The 18,515-nt window shown below is 64.0% G+C and carries 16 protein-coding genes; 8 read left to right on the forward strand and 8 right to left on the reverse strand.

Annotated features, from left to right (window positions below):
* Positions 1 to 27: 27 nt before the first annotated feature.
* A complete protein-coding gene (locus OUZ30_RS14045) occupies positions 28 to 1,767 on the reverse strand; it encodes a copper resistance system multicopper oxidase (protein WP_266182930.1) in 1,740 nt (579 codons plus the stop codon).
* A gap of 604 nt (positions 1,768 to 2,371) precedes the next feature.
* Here OUZ30_RS14045 and OUZ30_RS14050 point away from each other — a divergent pair.
* The 3 genes from OUZ30_RS14050 (at position 2,372) to OUZ30_RS14060 (ending at position 4,936) form a co-directional block, all read left to right on the forward strand.
* A complete protein-coding gene (locus OUZ30_RS14050) occupies positions 2,372 to 3,307 on the forward strand; it encodes a 23S rRNA (adenine(2030)-N(6))-methyltransferase RlmJ (RefSeq protein ID WP_266182931.1) in 936 nt (311 codons plus the stop codon).
* A gap of 38 nt (positions 3,308 to 3,345) precedes the next feature.
* Entirely contained in the window at positions 3,346 to 3,861 is a 516-nt protein-coding gene (locus OUZ30_RS14055) for a Slp family lipoprotein (protein ID WP_266182932.1), read from the forward strand.
* Positions 3,862 to 4,027: 166 nt separating this feature from the next.
* Complete coding sequence (locus OUZ30_RS14060; protein WP_266182933.1) at positions 4,028 to 4,936, forward strand: cation diffusion facilitator family transporter; 909 nt, start codon at positions 4,028 to 4,030, stop codon at positions 4,934 to 4,936.
* Here OUZ30_RS14060 and OUZ30_RS14065 read toward each other — a convergent pair.
* Together OUZ30_RS14065 and OUZ30_RS14070 are read right to left on the reverse strand one after the other, a co-directional pair.
* Positions 4,933 to 5,325: a VOC family protein gene (locus OUZ30_RS14065; protein WP_266182934.1), complete on the reverse strand. Its 393-nt coding sequence runs from the start codon at positions 5,323 to 5,325 to the stop codon at positions 4,933 to 4,935. The genes OUZ30_RS14060 and OUZ30_RS14065 overlap by 4 nt on opposite strands.
* Positions 5,325 to 5,720 carry an MmcQ/YjbR family DNA-binding protein gene (locus OUZ30_RS14070; RefSeq protein ID WP_266182935.1) on the reverse strand — a complete coding sequence of 132 codons (396 nt, stop codon included), beginning with the start codon at positions 5,718 to 5,720 and terminating at the stop codon, positions 5,325 to 5,327. The genes OUZ30_RS14065 and OUZ30_RS14070 overlap by 1 nt, the downstream gene beginning before the upstream one ends.
* 195 nt (positions 5,721 to 5,915) lie before the next feature.
* Here OUZ30_RS14070 and OUZ30_RS14075 point away from each other — a divergent pair, with 195 nt between their 5' ends.
* From OUZ30_RS14075 to OUZ30_RS14095, 5 genes are all read left to right on the forward strand, one after another.
* Positions 5,916 to 6,518 carry a GNAT family N-acetyltransferase gene (locus tag OUZ30_RS14075; RefSeq protein ID WP_266182936.1) on the forward strand — a complete coding sequence of 201 codons (603 nt, stop codon included), beginning with the start codon at positions 5,916 to 5,918 and terminating at the stop codon, positions 6,516 to 6,518.
* A gap of 105 nt (positions 6,519 to 6,623) precedes the next feature.
* Complete coding sequence (mfd, locus tag OUZ30_RS14080) at positions 6,624 to 10,085, forward strand: transcription-repair coupling factor (RefSeq protein WP_266182937.1); 3,462 nt, start codon at positions 6,624 to 6,626, stop codon at positions 10,083 to 10,085.
* Between the two features lie 72 nt (positions 10,086 to 10,157).
* Positions 10,158 to 11,075, forward strand: coding sequence for a LysR family transcriptional regulator (locus OUZ30_RS14085; RefSeq protein WP_266182939.1), 918 nt, complete (start codon positions 10,158 to 10,160; stop codon positions 11,073 to 11,075).
* A 64-nt stretch (positions 11,076 to 11,139) separates the two neighbouring features.
* Positions 11,140 to 11,559 carry a VOC family protein gene (locus OUZ30_RS14090; RefSeq protein ID WP_266182940.1) on the forward strand — a complete coding sequence of 140 codons (420 nt, stop codon included), beginning with the start codon at positions 11,140 to 11,142 and terminating at the stop codon, positions 11,557 to 11,559.
* Positions 11,560 to 11,571: 12 nt separating this feature from the next.
* Entirely contained in the window at positions 11,572 to 12,729 is a 1,158-nt protein-coding gene (locus OUZ30_RS14095) for a calcium:cation antiporter (RefSeq protein WP_266182942.1), read from the forward strand.
* A gap of 48 nt (positions 12,730 to 12,777) precedes the next feature.
* Here the strand turns inward: OUZ30_RS14095 and egtD are convergent, their stop codons facing one another.
* The 5 genes from egtD to OUZ30_RS14120 all read right to left on the reverse strand — a co-directional run bounded on the left by egtD (position 12,778) and on the right by OUZ30_RS14120 (position 18,484).
* Positions 12,778 to 13,782 carry an L-histidine N(alpha)-methyltransferase gene (egtD, locus tag OUZ30_RS14100; RefSeq protein ID WP_266182943.1) on the reverse strand — a complete coding sequence of 335 codons (1,005 nt, stop codon included), beginning with the start codon at positions 13,780 to 13,782 and terminating at the stop codon, positions 12,778 to 12,780.
* Positions 13,779 to 15,032, reverse strand: coding sequence for an ergothioneine biosynthesis protein EgtB (gene egtB / locus OUZ30_RS14105; protein ID WP_266182944.1), 1,254 nt, complete (start codon positions 15,030 to 15,032; stop codon positions 13,779 to 13,781). The genes egtD and egtB overlap by 4 nt, the downstream gene beginning before the upstream one ends.
* Before the next feature lie 239 nt (positions 15,033 to 15,271).
* On the reverse strand, positions 15,272 to 15,628 hold the full coding sequence (locus OUZ30_RS14110) for a hypothetical protein (RefSeq protein WP_266182945.1): 357 nt from the start codon (positions 15,626 to 15,628) through the stop codon (positions 15,272 to 15,274).
* Between the two features lie 133 nt (positions 15,629 to 15,761).
* A complete protein-coding gene (gene rlmKL / locus OUZ30_RS14115; protein WP_266182946.1) occupies positions 15,762 to 17,957 on the reverse strand; it encodes a bifunctional 23S rRNA (guanine(2069)-N(7))-methyltransferase RlmK/23S rRNA (guanine(2445)-N(2))-methyltransferase RlmL in 2,196 nt (731 codons plus the stop codon).
* A complete protein-coding gene (locus OUZ30_RS14120; RefSeq protein WP_266182947.1) occupies positions 17,954 to 18,484 on the reverse strand; it encodes an alpha/beta hydrolase in 531 nt (176 codons plus the stop codon). The genes rlmKL and OUZ30_RS14120 overlap by 4 nt, the downstream gene beginning before the upstream one ends.
* Between the last annotated feature and the right edge of the window lie 31 nt (positions 18,485 to 18,515).

Raw genomic sequence — 18,515 nt, forward strand, 5'->3', positions numbered from 1 at the left:
GCGCAGCCGGAAGTAGGTTGAGCCGGCTCATGCCACCACGACCTCACGGAACATGCCCGCCATGTGGAAGAGTAAATGACAGTGGAATGCCCAGCGCCCCTGGGCGTCGGCACTCACCCGGAAGCTCACGCGCTGCGCGGGCTGGACCACCACCGTGTGCTTGCGCGCCTGAAACTCGCCTTCCGGCGATTCAAGTTCGCTCCACATGCCATGCAGGTGGATGGGATGCGCCATCATGGTGTCGTTCACCAGCACGATGCGGACCTGTTCGCCATAACGCAGCCGCAGCGGTCCAGCCTCGGAGGCAAGCGTGCCGTCGAACGACCAGCGGTAGCGCTCCATGTTGCCGGTGAGGCGCAAGGTGATCTCCCTGTCCACTCGTGGCGATATGGGCGTATCGACGGCATGCAGATCGGCGTAGGTCAGCACGCGGCGACCGCTGTCACGCAGGCCCACACCGGGGTCGTTGAGATTGCTGCGCGGCGTCGCCACGCGCATATCCACTTCCGGCCCTGTTTTCAGTGCCGGCGCGTGGGACTCTTGCGCCATTGACATCGGCGGCATGCCCGGCATGTCCATCGTCATGCCCGTCATGTCATGACTCATGCCGTGCCCCATGTCGCCGTTATTCATCGCGCCCATCATGTCGGCCATGCTGAGCAGCGGGCGCGGATCGAGCGGCGGCACGGCGGCAGTCATGCCGTCGCGCGGCGCCAGCGTGGCACGCGCGAAGCCGGAGCGGTCCATGCTTTGGGCAAAGATGGTCCAGGCACGATCGGCGGCGGGTTCCACGATGACGTCGTAGGTCTCGCCATTGCCGATGCGGAATTCATCCACGCTCACCGGTTCGATGGCCTGGCCATCCGCGGCAACGACGGTCATCTTTAAGCCGGGAATGCGCACATCGAAGAACGTCATCGACGCGCCATTGATAAAACGCAGGCGCACCTTGTCGCCCGCATCGAACAGGCCCGTCCAGTTGCCCGCGGGCGTTTGGCCATTGAGCAGATAGGTGTACGTGGCCGCCGAGACATCGGCCAGATCGGTGGGATCCATGCGCATGCGATTCCACATCTGCCGCTGCGCCAGCGCCTGTGACATGCCATTGCGCCCTACGTCATGCAGGAAGTCGCCAACGGTGGGCTTGCCATGGTTGTAGTAGCCGCTCTGCCTCCTGAGGTTCGCGTAGATCGTTTCCGGGCCAGTGTCCGTCCAGTCACTCAGCAAGATCGTGTAGTCGCGCTGCACCGCATGGCGCTCGCCGTCTCGTGGCTCGATCACGATGGGACCGTACAGCCCGGTCTGTTCCTGGAAACCCGCGTGACTGTGATACCAGTACGTGCCGGACTGATTCACGGTGAACCGGTAAACATACTCGCCGCCCGGAGGAATGCCGCCAAAGCTCAGGCCCGGCACGCCGTCCATGTCGGCAGGCAACACGATGCCATGCCAATGGATGGCACTCGTCACCGCGAGGCGATTTCGCACGCGTATGGTCACCGTTTCGCCCTGCCGCCAGCGCAGCAGCGGCGCAGGCAGCTGGCCATTCACGGCGGTGGCTACGCGCCGGTGGCCCGTGAAATTGACTGGCAGCTCAGCGATTTCGAGTTCGAAATGATTGCCGCGCAATTCGCTACGCTGCACCCCGGCCTGCGCCAGCGCGCTACCGCGCCAGAGGCCAAGCCCAGCCGCGACCCCGCCAAGGGCCAATCCCTGTACGAAACGCCGACGCGGCAGCTGGACGCCACGGGAATCTTGCATGTCCATTGAGTCACTCCGTCATTCGTTCCCGCGAGGCGGGTGCGTCGAATCGGCCGAACAGTCGGCTCTTTGCAGCGAACGGAGAATCAGGCAACCGGTGGGCGCAAGGGAGGTTCGTAGACCGGTTGTGGGGCGACCTCGCGGCCCGCCTTCTCTCCCGAGTTGTCGGGGAGCGCGTGCGGCAGGGTTTGCACCAAGGATGGCGGCACGCTGACCGCCGCATGTGCGCAGACACCATCGGGCGTTGCCGTTGCCGCGTGCCCAGGGGCTTGATGCTGGGAATCTGCGGCATGGGGCATCGACATCGACATCGATGCTCCCTTCGACGGACAGCATTCTTCCTGTGCCCAAACCGTACTTGCCAGGGTCAACCATGCACACAGCGCCAGCGCGAACAAGGCGCGGCAGCGACGCAGGCGACGGAAAAGGTGGCGGGACATAGCCGCAGCATAGCCAGCTAACAACGGCAAGCTCAACTCTGGAGGTGGCTTCATCGGCGCTACCGCGCGGCTTGGCTGCCGAGATCGGGGCGCCTGCACCGATTTTTTGGGCGAAAAACGTCAATCCTCACTTCCAACTATAATTGTCCGCCAAATGGCGCCCATCCCCTATGAACTACCGTCACGCCTACCACGCCGGTAACTTCGCCGATGTCTTGAAGCATTCGGTGCTGTTTGCGCTGATCGAAGCGCTGCAGGCGAAGGCCACGCCGTTTGGCTTCGTTGATACTCATTCGGGCAGCGGCTGCTACGCCCTCGACGGCGTGGAAGCAGGCAAGACCGGCGAGTACAAGGATGGCATCGTCCGTCTGCTGTTCCCTGATTTGCACCAGTCGCAGGAACACCACGCCGCCTTGCCGCCACTGTTGCGCCGCTGGCTGGACTCGATTCTCAAACTGCCTGGCAACGAGCATGGGCTGAAGCTGTACCCCGGCTCGCCACTGCAGGTCGCGCGCGCCATGCGCGATATCGACAGCGCCCAGCTGTGTGAGCTGCACCCCGAGGAAGCGGAGCGATTGCGCGAATTGTTTCATCGCGATCACCGCGTGCACGTGCATCAACGCAATGGCTATGAAGCACTCAAGAGTCTGATTCCTCCGCAGGAGAAGCGCGGCCTGGTGCTGATCGACCCGCCGTACGAGGCCCAGGAATCCGAATATCGCGTGATCGAGAAGGCGCTCAAGCTGGCACTGCAGCGCTGGCCCACCGGTGTGTACGCCATTTGGTACCCGATCAAGCTACGCAGCCAGGTGCAGCCGTTCCATCGCTGGCTGCAGCATTGCGGCGCCAGGCGCGTGCTGCGTGCGGAGCTGCTGGTACGCCCCGACGACTCACCGTTGCGCCTCAACGGCTCGGGCATGGTGATCCTCAACGCCCCATGGAAGCTCGACGACACCTTGCGCGAACCGATGCGCGCCATGTCCCGCCTGCTCTCGCAGGAAAAGCCGGCCCAATGGCGGCTCGACTGGCTGGTCGAGGATACCCCCAGCTCAACGCGTGACGAAGCTCGCGCACGCCACCTATCGCCCCCATCGCGTGCCCGTTAAGCTCAGCCTTATCGCCGCCTGAGATGCCGGAGCCCGCCATGCGCAAACGCCTTGCCAATGTCCTGATCCGCGGCGCCCTGCCGGCGAGCCTGATGGCTCTGGCCGCCTGCGCACCCGCACCTATCTACAAGCCGTCTGCCAACACGGTCGCCATCACTCCGGACGCGGTGGCGCATGAGCCCGAACGCTATGCCAACGCCGACGTGATCTGGGGCGGGCGTATCGTGGCTGTGCACAATCTCCCCGACCGCAGCGAGATCGAAATCGTCGGCTACCCGCTCGACAGCTCGCAGCGCCCGAAGGCGGAGGGTGGCGGCTGGGGCCGCTTTATCGCGGTGATGCCTGGCTTTCTAGAGCCCTTCAACTACCCGTCGGGCGCACTGATCACCCTGGCCGGCCGCGTCAGCGGCAGCCGCGCCGGCGAAGTGGGCGAGGCCAGTTACGTGTACCCGCTGGTTGGCGTGGCACAGTCGCATATATGGACGGCTGAAGAGATGCATAGCGGCCATCCCAACATCAGCTTTGGCCTGGGCGTGGGTGTCGGCATTCGCTGACACGCCATGCGGGATCGATAGCGAAGCACACTGAGAAACGCACGCATACGAGACATGCACTGGCGCTTTGCCGTAGCGGGCACTCAATCAGTAGGCACCCTGCCAGCTCTTTCGACGTCACTACACTGGAACGCTGAAGGAAACGTTTGCGTAAGGGGATGATCCGATGTCTGGCCAAGCCAATTCATTGAGGGCGATCCTGCTCGCACTCGGCGCGAATTTCGCGATTTTCGTGAGCAAGCTCGCAGCCGCCCTGATCACCGGTTCGGGCGCGATGTTGGCGGAGGCGGTGCATTCATTGGCGGACTGCGGCAACCAGGGTTTGCTGCTGCTCGGCATGCGCCAGGCGGACCGCCCTCCCTCCGACGAGTACCCGCTCGGATGGGGACGTGCACTGTATTTTTGGTCGTTCCTCGTCGCCATCCTGCTTTTCAGCGTGGGCGGCATGTTTTCCATCTACGAAGGCATCCACAAGCTTTCCCATCCCGAGCCGCTGAGATGGCCGTGGCTGGCTATCGGCGTATTGGCTTTCGGCGTAGTGGCCGAATCCTTCTCGATGCACGGCTGCCTCAAGGAAGTGAACAAGGTGCGTGATGGCCGTAGCCTGTGGCAATGGTTTCATGAAACCCGCTCCAGCGAGTTGCTGGTGATCTTCGGCGAGGATCTCGCGGCCTTGTTCGGTCTCAGCGTCGCGCTGGTCGCCGTGCTGGCGACCATGATGACCGGAGACCCTACGTTCGATGCGATCGGCACCATCGTCATCGGTGCACTGCTGGTGGTCGTGGCCGTCGCCGTGGCCATGGAGGTGAAGGCACTGCTCATCGGTCAGGGGCTGGAGCCCAAGCAGCGCGAGGCTTTGCTGGCCTTCATCAATGACCGCCCGGAAGTGGATGTGGTGCTAAACCTCATCACCCTGCAGATGGGGCCGGACGTGATGGTGGCGGTCAAGGCGCGCATGGCGCCAGCACGCGACCAGCTATCGCTGATCCTGGCGATCAATGAGGTGGAACGCGCCATGAAAGCGCAGTTCACCGATATACGCTGGAGTTTCTTCGAGCCGGACGTGATGGACTAAGACGTGGGCTGCAACAGATCCCACTTGTTGCCATAGAGATCCTGGAACACCACGACCGTACCGTAGGCTTCCTCTCTCGGCGGTCCGCAGAAGACTGCACCTGCGGCTTTCATGCGCTCGTAATCGCGCCAGAAATCGTCGGTGTGTAGCAAGAGAAACACGCGGCCGCCCGTCTGATCGCCCACGCGAGCCAGCTGCTCCGGCGTGGATGCCTTCGCCAACAGCAGCCGTGTTTCGCCGGCGCCGGCGGGCGACACCATCACCCAGCGTTTACCGCCACCCATATTCGTGTCTTCAATCAACTGAAAGCCCAGCACGCACGTATACCAGTCGATGGCTGCGTCGTAGTCCGCCACGACCAGGGCGATACTTCCAATGTGTTGCTTCACTACGTTTTCTCCGAAGGCGCGGGCCAGGCCCCCAATTCCGCCTGCATCTTCTTGGTGAGTTTCGCGCGCACCAGCGTGTAGGCCTGCCGAATAAAGGCTTCCAGCTCGGATGTGGCGAAACGCTGGGGCTCTATCACCGAGACCCAGTGCGCGCGTGCCATATAGGGGGCGGGGATGATACCGGGCTGGTCGGTCAACTCCAGGAACCGCTCGTCCTCCACCTTGAAAGACAGTCGGCCTCCCTCCGCGCCGTCCAACGGCGTGACCACGAACATCTTGCCGCCTACACTGAAGACCAGATCGCCGCCCCATTTGATATCCCGGGTAACACCCGGCCAACGGCCGCAGCATTGCTCCAGTTGCTTGGCGGTCAGCCCGCAGGACGCCTTCGTCATGGTCTTTGCCTCCCTCGATGCCTCGGCAGGGGCCGAAGCCTTTCCAGCGATTCTGAAACGCAAGGCAGGCTTTGTCTGCAGGGGCTCACCCGCTTGCTCTTGGGCACATGCGATGCGACATCTCGCCGCAAAATATGTCGATATTACAAAGCGTTTGTTCATGTTGCGGCGCACCCAATACGCTAAAGTATGGTCATGAACGCCGCCATCGATCACAGCAGCCACCGGCACGCCGTGGTGCCCCCGCGCAACCCCGAGCGCTTCGCCCGTTCCCATCTGACCAGTCTCCCCAAGGGCGAGCTGGTGCGAACGCACGACGGACGGGAACTGCGCTTGCGTGACATCGAACCGGGTGACGTGGCGGCCCTGAAGCGGCAGTTTGCCCGCCTGTCGCCGGAAGACATCCGGCGCCGCTTCCTGCATTCGATGAGCGAGCTGCCGGATTCCATGGCCCAACGCCTGTGCCGTATCGATCCGGCCGTCGAGTCGGCCTTTGTCCTGGTCGATGAAACCGTTACGCCCGCCGAAATTCGCGGCGTGGGCCGCATCTATGTGGATGAGGCCGCGGACAGCGCTGAATTTTCGGTGCTGGTCGAGCACGATTGGGCCCGGGTTGGCCTGGGCGTCCTGCTGATGCAGCGCCTGGTTGCTGATTGCCGCCGCCGCGGCCTGCACGAAATATGGGGCTATGTGCTGCTGGAAAACCGTCCCATGCTGCACCTGTGCAAGGACGTGGGCTTTACCCGCCGTCTGCTGCCGGATGAGCCGGGTACCACACAGATTTCCCTGCGACTCTGACTCCTCCTGTATGAGACGACTGCCCCGGACTTGCGGGGCGGTCGCGTTACACTTGCCCGCTTCCCGGCGCGGCACGATCGCCATGCCAATGAACCTAGCGTCCGCATGGCCCATAAAATCCCGCACCCGTCCTTGCCCACCAGCCCCAAGCAGCGTCGTTTCTGGACCTCGCCGCACGGCTCCTCGCGCGCCTTGCTGGTGGCGGAGGCCGCGCGCAGCCATGACGGCCTGCTGGTGGCGGTGACCCGCGACACTCAGCGCGCCCACGCGCTGGAGGACGAGCTGCGGCTGTTTGCCGGCGGCCTTCCTGTGTTGCACTTCCCGGACTGGGAAACCCTGCCTTACGACGTCTTCAGCCCGCATCCGGACATCGTCTCGCAGCGCGTCGCCACGCTTTACCAGCTACCGAGCACGCAACGCGGCGTGCTGGTGGTGCCAATCGCCACCTTGATGCAGCGCATCGCCCCGCGCAGCCATATCACCGGCTCGGGCCTGATGATGAAGAAGGGCCAGAAGCTGGATCTGGCTGTCGAGCAGCGACGCCTGGAGGCGGCAGGCTATCGCAACGTGCCGCAGGTAGCGGAGCCGGGCGACTTTGCCGTGCGGGGCGCGCTGATCGACATCTTTCCAATGGGCGCGGCCGAGCCGTATCGCATCGAGCTGTTCGATGACGAGGTCGAATCGATTCGCAGCTTCGATGCGGAAACGCAGCGCTCGTTGCAACAGGTGGAGCGCATCGAGCTGCTGCCCGCCCGCGAGTTTCCGTTGACCGAGAATGCGGCCAAGGACTTCCGCGCGAACCTGCGCGAGCGCTTCCCTATCGATGTGCGTCGGTGCCCGCTTTACCAGGACATGAAGGAAGGCGTCACGCCGGGCGGCATCGAGTATTACCTGCCGCTGTTCTTCGAGCAGACCGCGACCCTGTTCGACTATCTGGCCGACAACGCCGTGTTCCTGCTGGGCGAAAGTGCGCTGGAGTCGGCCGAGCAGTTCTGGACGCAAACCAGCGAGCGCTACGACCAGCGCGCACACGATATCGAACGTCCGGTGTTGCCACCGGCCGAGCTGTATCTGCCGCCCGAGCTGCTACGCGAGCAACTCAACAAGCGCCTGCGCATCGAGCTGGTCGAGAGCGGCCATGAGCATGCACAGTCCAGTGGCACGCAGCCGGCGCCCGAGCTCCCGCTCAATCGCAAGGGTGAGGAACCCGGCACGTCGCTGCGTCATTTCCTGGCCAGCTATCCCGGGCGCGTACTTATCGCAGCCGACTCGGCTGGCCGCCGCGAAGCCCTGATCGAGCAACTCGCCAGCGCCGGCCTCAAGCCCGACGCCGTGGATGGCTGGCAGGGCTTTCTCGTGGCGAGCACCAAGGGCGAGCCGCGCCTCGCCATCACCATCGCGGCGCTTGAGCAGGGCTTCGCGCTCACCGAACCTGCGCTCACCGTGCTCACCGAACGTGAGTTGTTCGGTGAGCGCGTGCGCACGGAACGCAAGCGTCGCCGTGGCGCCGCGCGCGATCCGGAAAGCATCATCCGCGATCTCACCGAGCTGACCATCGGCGCACCGATCGTGCACGTCGACCACGGCGTGGGCCGCTACCAGGGCCTGGTGTCCATGGAACTGGGCGGCATGGAGGGTGAGTTCCTCACCATCGAGTACGCCAAGGGCGACAAGCTCTATGTGCCGGTCGCCCAGCTCGGCCTGGTCAGCCGTTACACCGGCACCGCGCCGGAACTGGCGCCGCTGCATTCGCTAGGTGGCGACGCGTGGGAACGCGCCCGCCGCAAGGCCGCCGAGAAAGTACGCGACGTCGCCGCCGAGCTGCTGGCCATCTACGCCCAACGCGAGGCGCGCGGTGGCGAAGCGTTGTCGATTGATCGCCAATTAGTGGAGGAATTCGGCGCCAGCTTCCCGTTCGAGGAAACGCCCGACCAGCTGCAGGCCATCGATGCCGTGCTCGCCGACCTGGCCGCGCCGCGCGCCATGGACCGCGTGATCTGTGGCGACGTGGGTTTCGGCAAGACCGAAGTCGCCCTGCGCGCGGCGTTCGCCGCCGCTACGGCCGGTCGACAGGTCGCCGTGCTGGTACCCACTACCCTGCTCGCCCAGCAGCATTACCGTAACTTCGCCGATCGCTTTGCCGACTGGCCGGTGCGCGTGGACGTGCTGTCGCGCTTCAAATCGACCAAGGAAGTGAACGACGCACTCAAGCGCCTGGCCGACGGCCAGATCGACGTGATCATCGGCACCCACAAGCTGCTGCAGCCGGATATCAAGTTCAAGAGTCTGGGCCTGGTGGTGGTGGACGAAGAGCAGCGCTTCGGTGTACGCCAGAAGGAGCAGTTGAAAAAGCTGCGCGCGGAAGTCGACCTGCTGACCATGACAGCCACGCCGATCCCGCGCACCTTGAACATGGCGATGAGCGGACTGCGCGATCTTTCGCTGATCGCCACGCCACCCGCCCATCGCATGGCGGTGCGCACGTTTATCGCGGCATGGGAGCCTGCACTGATTCGCGAAGCGTTCCAGCGCGAGTTGCAGCGCGGCGGCCAGGTGTACTTCCTGCACAACGAAGTGGACACGATCGAGCGCGCCACGCGCGAGCTGGAGGAACTGATACCCGAAGCGCGCATCGGCGTGGCCCACGGCCAGATGCCCGAGCGCGAACTGGAACGCGTCATGGCGGATTTCCACCGCCAGCGCTTCAACGTGCTGGTATGCACCACCATCATCGAAACCGGCATCGATATCCCTACCGCCAACACCATCATCATCAACCGCGCCGATCGATTCGGTCTGGCCCAGCTGCACCAGCTTCGCGGCCGCGTCGGTCGTTCGCATCATCGCGCTTACGCGTATCTGGTGGTGCCTGACCGCAAGGCGATGACCGCCGACGCGGAGAAGAGGCTTGAAGCGCTGGCTTCGCTGGAAGAACTGGGTGCCGGCTTCACGCTGGCCACCCACGATCTGGAAATACGTGGTGCCGGCGAGCTGCTGGGTGACGAGCAGTCGGGCCAGATCCAGGAGATCGGTTTCGGCCTGTATACCGAGCTGCTCGAACGCGCCGTGCGCGCATTGAAGTCCGGCAAGGTGCCCGACTTTGATCTCACCAGCGAGCACGAGACCGAAGTCGAGCTGCACCTGCCCGCGCTGATCCCCGACGACTATCTGCCCGATGTGCACACGCGCCTGACGCTGTACAAGCGCATCGCCAGTGCACGCAACGAGGATCACCTGCGCGACCTGCAGGTGGAAATGATCGATCGCTTCGGCCTGCTCCCCGATGCCGCCAAGCAGTTGTTCGGCGTGGCTGGCCTGAAGCTGATGGCCACGCCGCTGGGCATCCGCAAGCTGGATTTCGGCGCCAACGGCGGACGCATCACCTTCCGCGACAAGCCTGAGGTCGATCCGATGGCCATCATCCGCCTGATCCAGAGCCAGCCGCGTATCTACAAGCTGGACGGCCAGGACAAGCTCAAGGTGAACCTGGAACTGCCCGGCGCCACGGAACGTCTGCGCGCCGCGCAGGAAGTGCTGGTTTCGTTGGGCGCACGGCGCCCTGGCTGACCGTCGCGCCTCGCGTTAGCGCGAGCGCTTGCCGTACTATCGGCCCTAGATACTCGTTCGATGGAGTCGAACATGTTGTCTGAGGACGAACTGGCCTTACTGGAAGCCATACGCGAGAGCGGCAGCCTCTCGCGCGCCGCGGTTCGGCTAGGCAAGGCCCCTTCCACCGTTTCACATGCAGCGCGGCAACTCGAAGCGCGCTTCGACGCCCTGCTGTTCGATCGCCGCCGCTATCGACTACAGCTCACGCCTGCTGGCCAGTTACTGGCGCTTGAGGCCGCACGCCTGATGCTGGATGTTTCGCGGCTCAGCCGCCGCGTGAAACAGATTGCCGGCGGCTGGGAAGATCGCCTATGGCTGGTCAGCGACGAGTTGCTCGAGTTCGAGATTTTCACCCCGGTGATCCGTGCTTTCGACGCGTTGGAATCGGGCGTGGCGCTGCGCATCACCCACGAAGTGTTGAGCGGCACCTGGGAGGCTTTGCGCGACGGTCGTGCCGACCTCATCATCGGCGCCACCAACGAGCCGCCCGCCATTCCCAAGCTGCGCTGGTTCGAACTGGGGGTGATGGACTGGGTCTTCGCCGTATCGCCGCGCCATCCCCTGGCCAAGGCGCAGGAACCCTTGCAGCGCGAAACCCTGGCCCAGCATCGCAGCGTGGTCGTGGCCGATTCGTCGCGCAGTTCAGAAGGCCGTGCGTATGGCCTGGTCGGCGGCCAGGCCACGCTCGCCGTACCAAGCATGCAGGCGAAGATCATGGCCCAACGACAGAATCTGGGCGTCGGCTGGCTGCCTCGCCACCGTGTCGCCGGCCTGCTCAAGCGCGGCGAACTGGTGGAAAAGGCGATGGCCGATCCGCGTGAACCCAATACGCTGTACGTCGCCTGGCGCGGCGATCACGAAGGGCGCGCGCTGTCCTGGTGGCTGGACCAGCTACGCCAGCCGCGGCTGGCGAAGCGCCTGATCAAGGGATTGGAAATTACCGGGTGACGCGTGCGCGTTCATTGGCTTGCGCAGCGCATGATTGGACACAACGCTGTGGGAGGATGAGCCCATGACCAGCAACCGCTCCATGCCACCAGGCATCATCATTCCCGAACTGGCGTATGCCGATGTGCGGGCTGCGGTCGACTGGCTATGCATGGCCTTTGGTTTTCGCGAGCGACTACGCATCGGCCATCATCGGGCCCAACTGGTGCTCGATGGCGGCGCGCTCATCGTGACGCAACTTGCTGGCCCAGCCAGCCCTGCGCACATGGGGAATGCGATCATGGTTCGCATTACTGACGTCGACGGGCACTATGCGCATGCGCGCGAATGCGGCGCGAGAATCAGCCATCCACCCGCGGATTTCCCCTATGGCGAACGCCAGTATTCCGTCGAGGACATCGGTGGCCATCGCTGGACGTTCTCGCCATCGATTGCCGACGTTGCCCCGGCCGATTGGGGCGGCACGTGGTTCGATATCACTTGAGCAGGATGCACAATGACGCACGACTCCCTACAACCCGCTGACGCCGTGCCCGGATTCCGGGCCAAGACGCTGATACGCCCAGCCATTGCCTGGATCACGGTCGCGCTGTTCCTGGTATTCGGCTCCGACTGGATGGCCGAACTCAACAAGCACACCATTGGCCTGAGCCTGTTCGCCTGGCTGTTCTTCGTCATCGTATGGGTGGCGTTTGGCGTCGTGCACGAGGCTGAGGAGCTCGCCGGTTTGCTCGGCGAGCCGTTCGGCACCTTGGTGCTCACGCTGTCCATTGTGATCATCGAGGTGGTGCTGATTTCCGCCGTCATGCTGGGCGCGGGAGACACCTCGACACTCGCGCGCGACACCATGTTCGCGGTGCTGATGATCGTGCTCAACGGCGTCGTCGGCCTTGGCCTGCTGATTGGCGGCATCCGTCATCACGAGCAGTCATACAACCTGCACGGCGCCTCGGCCTATCTTGCGGTGATCATCCCGCTTGCCACCATTGCGCTGGTGCTGCCGAACTTCACCGCGTCCACCTCGGACGGCTCGCTGACGCCGCTTCAGGCGATCTCCTTCTCGATCCTCACCATCGCGCTCTACGGCATGTTTCTCTGGCTGCAGACCGGCCGGCACAAGGGCTATTTCGTGGCGCCGAAGGACACTTCGGACGTGAATGAACCGGAGGATCCGCCGCCGCCGCCGCGCAGGGCAAGCAAGGGCGAGCTGGCCCGGCACATCGTGCTGCTGCTGATCAACATCCTGCCCATCATCATCCTGTCCAAGAGCCTGGCCAAGGTGCTCGACTACGGCATCGCCGCCACCGGCGCGCCGCCTGCGCTGGGCGGCGTCATCATCGCCATGCTGGTATTCACGCCGGAAGGCATCTCGGCCCTGCAGGCGATTCGTCGCGACCAGCTCACGCGTGCGATCAATCTATGCCTGGGCGGCGCAGCTTCCACGGTTGGCCTCACGGTTCCTGCGGTACTGGCCATCGGCCTGTTCACCGGCAAGCCGGTCGTGCTGGGTCTGCCGCCCGCCAGCATCGTGTTGCTCGCATCCACCCTAGTGCTGAGCGGCCTGACGTTCTCGGGATGGCGCACGACGATGCTGGAAGGCGCCGTACACTTGTCGATGTTCGCCGTATTCCTGGTGCTGATTTTCAGCCCATGAAGCGAAGCATCGACCGGCTGCCCCGGCTAGTATCGGAGCAGCCCGACATCAGCCCTGCCCCACGGCCTCTCGCGTCCTGGTACCGGCGCGCACCAGGTAGTGCACGCCGAACATGCCGAGAGGGTCGTTCCATGTCTGCGCCACTTCAAGACCGGCCTTGTCGGCGAGGTGGGCGAAGTCGGCTGGCGAATACTTGCAGCTATATTCGACCTGTATGGCTTCGTCCTGCTTGAAGTTCACTTGCTGCCTTCCCACGCGAACCTTCTGCTCGCGCGTGCTGACGATGAAGGTTTCGATGCGCCCGGCCATGGCGTTGTAATGCGCGCGATGACGGTACGCCGAGACTTCGAAATCGCTGCCGACTTCGCGATTCAGGCGCACCAGCATGTTCAGCGTGAACTCGGCAGTGACGCCAGCACGATCATTGTAGGCCGCCTCGATCGTTGCCGTGTCCTTCTTCAGGTCCGCACCAATGAGGATGCCACCACCGTCGCCCATTTCGCCGCGCATCTTGCGCAGCAGGTCGGCCGCCTCGCGCGCTTCGAAATTGCCGATGGTCGAGCCGGGGAAATACAACACCGTACGACGCGGCGCGCGCGGCGGGATAGGCAGGCGCAATGCGCGGGTGAAATCGCCATGCAGCGGCTGCACCGGCACGGCCGGAAAGCTTTCCGTCAACCCTTCGACGCAGCGGCGTAGCGGTTCGGCCGAGATCTCCACCGGCACGTAGGCCACGGGCGTACGCAAGTGTTCCAGCAGCATGCGCGTTTTCACGGCATTGCCGCTGCCGTATTCGACCAGTCGCACGTCTTCGCCCAGCACGTTGGCGATGTCAGCGGCGTGCGCGGACATCAGCGCGATCTCGCAGCGCGTGAGGTAATACTCCGGCTGCTCGCAAATCGCCTCGAACAACTGCGATCCGCGTTCGTCGTAGAACAACCAGGACGGGAGTTGCTTGGGTTTTGCCCGCAGTCCGCGCTGAACGATCTCGATCAGTTCATCAGTGGGTGGACGGCGTTCGTCGCCACGAAGGTCGCAGGCTTGCATACTCATCGGTCTTGCCCCAGGCGTATCCCCATGAACTGCCACCGCGCATGGGGAGGAAAGAAATTTCGATAGCTGGCGCGGATATGCTCGCGCGGCGTCGCGCACGAACCGCCCCGCAATACCCACTGCCCACACATGAACTTGCCGTTGTATTCGCCCAACGCGCCAGCCAGGGGCCGGAATCCGGGATAGCTGACATACGGCGAGGAGGTCCACTCCCACACATCGCCGAACATCTGCAGCAGGCCAGACTGCTGGGCGGCCGCTCGTGGATGCAAGGCCCGCTCGTCGAGCAAATTACCCTGTACCGGCAACGAAACTGCAGCACTCTCCCACTCCGCTTCCGTGGGCAGACGCGCACCGGCCCAACGCGCGAACGCGTCGGCTTCGAAGTAACTGACGTGGGACACCGGCGCGTGAGGATCGATGGCTTGCTCGCCGGCGAGCGTGAACTCGCTGGTGCGATCCTCCCGCCAGTAAATTGGGCGCTGCCAGTTCTCGCGCCGCACGACGTCCCAGCCATCGGACAGCCACAGCGATGGCTCGTCATAGCCACCGTCATGCACAAACTCCGCGTACTCGGCATTCGTGATCAAGCGATTTGCCAATGCATGGGGTTGCAGCAGAACGCGATGACGTGGGCCTTCGTTGTCGAAGGCGAAATCCCGGCCTTGGTGCCCGATCTCGACGATGCCTTCGCGCCCCGCGATAAAATCCAGGGTCACCGTATCCGCGGTATTCCGGGGAGCAGGTCGCGCGGTGTAGGCGGGCAGCAATGGGTTCATTGCAAAGGCATGCTTGATGTCGGTGAGCAAGAGCTCCTGATGCTGCTGCTCGTGCTCAAGTCCAAGCTCGATCACCGCCAGGGTCTCAGCATCCACACCACGATGCAGTCGCTCGCTCACCGCCTCGTCAACGCGTTCACGGAAATCGTAGATTTGCGCGATGCCAGGGCGCGAAAGCAGGCCACGCTGGGGGCGCGCGTGCATGGGACCCACGCTCTGGTAATACGAGTTGAACAGGTAGTGCCACTCCGGATGCGATGAGCGATAGTCGGCATCACGTTCCAGCACAAACTTTTCGAAGAACCAGGTGGTGTGCGCGAGGTGCCATTTGGCCGGACTGGCATCGGGCATGGACTGGACCATCATGTCCTCGGCGCTCAGCTGCGCGCACAGCGCCGCACTGCGATGGCGAATTCGTCGAAACCGCTGCACCGGCGTCTCGATCTCCGCCGCCGTCCGAACCACCGTCATTGGCGCCCCCATGGCCGGGTACCGGCGCAACCGGCCCCCGAAATGTCGTGATGGATATGGTCATGCCAGTACATTCTGCGCACCATGCCGCAGCAGTCGTTCAAACCGTGTGATGCATGGATGGCGGAACCCTGACAGTCATGCAGAGTGGCGGCTCGTTCACATTCCGGGCCAGTCCCCCTGAAACGACGAAGCCCGGCAAGATGCCGGGCTTCGGGGTCAAGCTGAGCGGTGCTGGATCAGCGACCGTAACCGCGGTAGTGGTCGTGGTCGTGGTCATGATGGTAATAACCGCCACCACGCGGATAGTAGCCGCGGCCGTGGTAATAGCCTGGCCCCACCACAACCCCCACAGCTGCCGGCGCGTAGTACACCGGTGCCGGTTCGTAATAGACCGGAGCGGGGGCATAGACCACCGGCGCAGGCGCGGGATAGTAAGCCGGACCACCGTAGTAGCCGACACCCACCGCTGGCAGACCGATGCCTACGCTCACGTTAACGTGGCCAGCGAAGGCCGGCGCCACGGCCACGCAGCCGAGCAACATGGCACTCGCCAGGACGACACGCTTGACGGAGGAAAGCTTTGACTTGTTCATGACCTGTTTTCTCCCAGAGGTGGCTCGATTCCGAGATAAGGGCCTATGCGTCCTAGCCTTACATCGTTCTTTGCCGGGATCAATGTTCTGACTTTTGCGCTGAATCAGCACTGAGTGAAATCGTCCGGTTACCTCAACGTTTACCCTGTTTGCGGACGTGGTTCACACTGCTGTTCCAGGGCGATTCCTGCGGGTGCAGGCGAAGCAGCCAGCAGCCATGAATATCGGCCCGGCGGGTGAAGTCGAACGGGATGCTGGGCGCGCTCCAATCCTCGACCATGAAGCGGTCATTCAGGGCTTCATGATCGAGCTTGAACTTGCGGAAATTATTGGAGAACACGATCACGCCATCGGCCGTGAGACGCTCGGCACAGGCCAGCAGCAGCTTCACGTGGTCGCGCTGGACGTCAAAGTCCTCGGCCCGCTTGGAATTGGAAAACGTCGGTGGATCGACGTAGATCAGCCCATAATGTTCCTTGTCCTGCTCGAGGAAGGTCAGCGCATCGGCCTGCATCAGGCGGTGCTTGGTACCCGTGAAGCCGTTCAGCGACAGGTTGCGGGAGGCCCAGTCCAGATAGGTGGCGGACAGGTCGACACTGGTGGTGTCGCGCGCACCGCCGGCCGCCGCATAGACGCTGGCCGTCGCGGTGTAGGCAAACAGATTGAGGACACGCCTGCCCTCGGCCAGCTCGCGCACCTTGGCGCGCACCAGCCGGTGGTCGATGAACAGGCCGGTATCCAGATAGTCGGTCAGGTTGACCCGGAAGCGCAGCCCGCCCTCGGCCACCTCGACGAACTCACCACGCTGGTCAAACTGGCCGTACTTGGAGCCGCCCTTGCCGCGCTCGCGGGTCTTCAGGCCGATGCGCTCGCGCGGCACGCCAAGCACTTCCCCGGCCACCCGCACGATCTCACGCAGGCGATGCCGCGCGGTCTCCGGCGGAATGTCGGCCGGCGCGCGATACTCCTGGATGTGCAGATAGAGCGGGCCACCCGCATGGCTGTAGACGTCGATGGCCGCGGCGTATTCCGGCATGTCCTGGTCGTAAGCGCGCCAGCAATGGATGTTTTCGCGCTCCAGTCGCTTGCGCAGATGGCGCAGGTTCTTCTCAAGGCGGTTGCGCAACATCTGCGCGCCTTCGGACAGCGGCTTCGCCTCGCGTTGCACGTCTTCGCGAGCATGCAGCTCAAACACCAGCAACACGGTTTCCAGGGCGCCGTTATAGAGCGCGTACTTCTTCTCGGCGCGCAAGGGGATGGCATGGCCCAGCTCTGCGTCACCCGCCAACACGGCGGCACGCCAGCCGGCAAAGCGCTCGCGCAAGGCTTCGCCAATCGCGCGATAAAGACGAGGCATTTCGTTCCGCTCGCCCAGGCGCTCGCCATACGGTGGATTGGTGATGACCAGTCCACGGTTGAAGCCGGGCGGCGGCGCGACATGAGTGACGTCGTGCTTGTCCAGCGTCAGAAAGCCAGCCACGCCAGCCTCCTGCGCGTTGCGCTTGGCCGTCTGCACCATGCGCGGATCGGCATCGCTGCCGAAGAAGCAACTGCGCAAGGTGCTCAGACCCGCCTCGGCGCGCTGGCGAGCCTCGTCCAGCACGCTGCGCCATAGCGCGATATCGTGCTGCGCCCAGCCGAGAAAACCGTAGTACTCGCGATGCAGGCCGGGCGCCACGTCGGCCGCCATCCACGCGCCTTCGACCAGCAAGGTGCCCGAGCCGCACATCGGATCGAGCAAGGCGCCGCCTTCGGCGTAGATCTCCGGCCAGCGCGCACGCAGCAGCATGGCGGCGGCGAGATTTTCCTTCAGCGGTGCCTCGCCCTGCACTTCGCGCCAGCCGCGGCGATGCAGCGGCGCACCGGCGAGGTCGAGCGACACGGTGGCGCGATCGCGTCGCAGGCGCAGGTTGATGCGGACATCGGGTTCGTCGGTATCCACGCCCGGGCGCGAGCCGTCGCGCTGGCGGAACTGGTCGACGATGGCGTCCTTCACCCGCTGCGCGATGAACTGGCTATGGGTGAGCTTGCTTTGCGAGGTGACCGAATCCACGGCCAAAGTGGCATGTGATGCGAGATGGGTCGACCAGTCGATGGACTGCACGCCCCGGTAGAGATCGTCGTCGGTAGCGGCATCGAACTCGGCCAACGGCATCAGGATGCGACTGGCCAGGCGCGACCACAGGCAGGCGCGATAAGCGGTTTCCAAGGTGCCGGAAAAATGCGCGCCGGCCAGCGCTTCGCGCACATCGGCGGCGCCCAGCGCGACCAGTTCGTCGCGCAACAGGTACTCGAGGCCCTTCGGACAGGTGGCAAAGAAAGCGCTCATGCCGCGGCGGCCACGTGATCGAGAAACAGCCGGAACTCCTCGATGATGCGCTCCAGGCTGACACTCAGCCGGTGGTCGTCATCGAGCATCATCAAGGGAAGGCGGTGGCGGCTGGCGAAGGCCAGTGCGTCTTCGGGCACGCAGACGTCGTCCTGCCAGCCATGGATCAGCTGGGTGGGCACGCCAGCGCGCACGGCGAAAGAGCGCGGATAGCCCGGAATGACGTCGCTAGGCGCCGCCATCAGGAACAGGCCGGCCACCGGGCGTTCCAGCGAGGCCAGGCCAGATACAAAGGCGCCCATGCTCGAACCCACCAGGATCGGGGGGACGTCCAGCGAATCGATCGTTGCGAGCAGCCGTGCGATGCGTGGCGGTATCGAGCCGGCATAACCCAGGGTGTCCTCGTCGCGGTAGTCCGGCCGATGGGTTTGCCAGCCCAGCGCTTCGGCGAAAGCAGCCAACGCGCTGACCTTGGTGGCGTCCGGACCGGAGTCTGAACCGTGCGAAAGAATGATCTGGCCGCGCATCTGCGGTCTCCAAAACGACGTCTATCAGGCC

It is taken from the genome of Dyella humicola (genome assembly GCF_026283945.1).
Lineage (GTDB): Bacteria > Pseudomonadota > Gammaproteobacteria > Xanthomonadales > Rhodanobacteraceae > Dyella > Dyella humicola.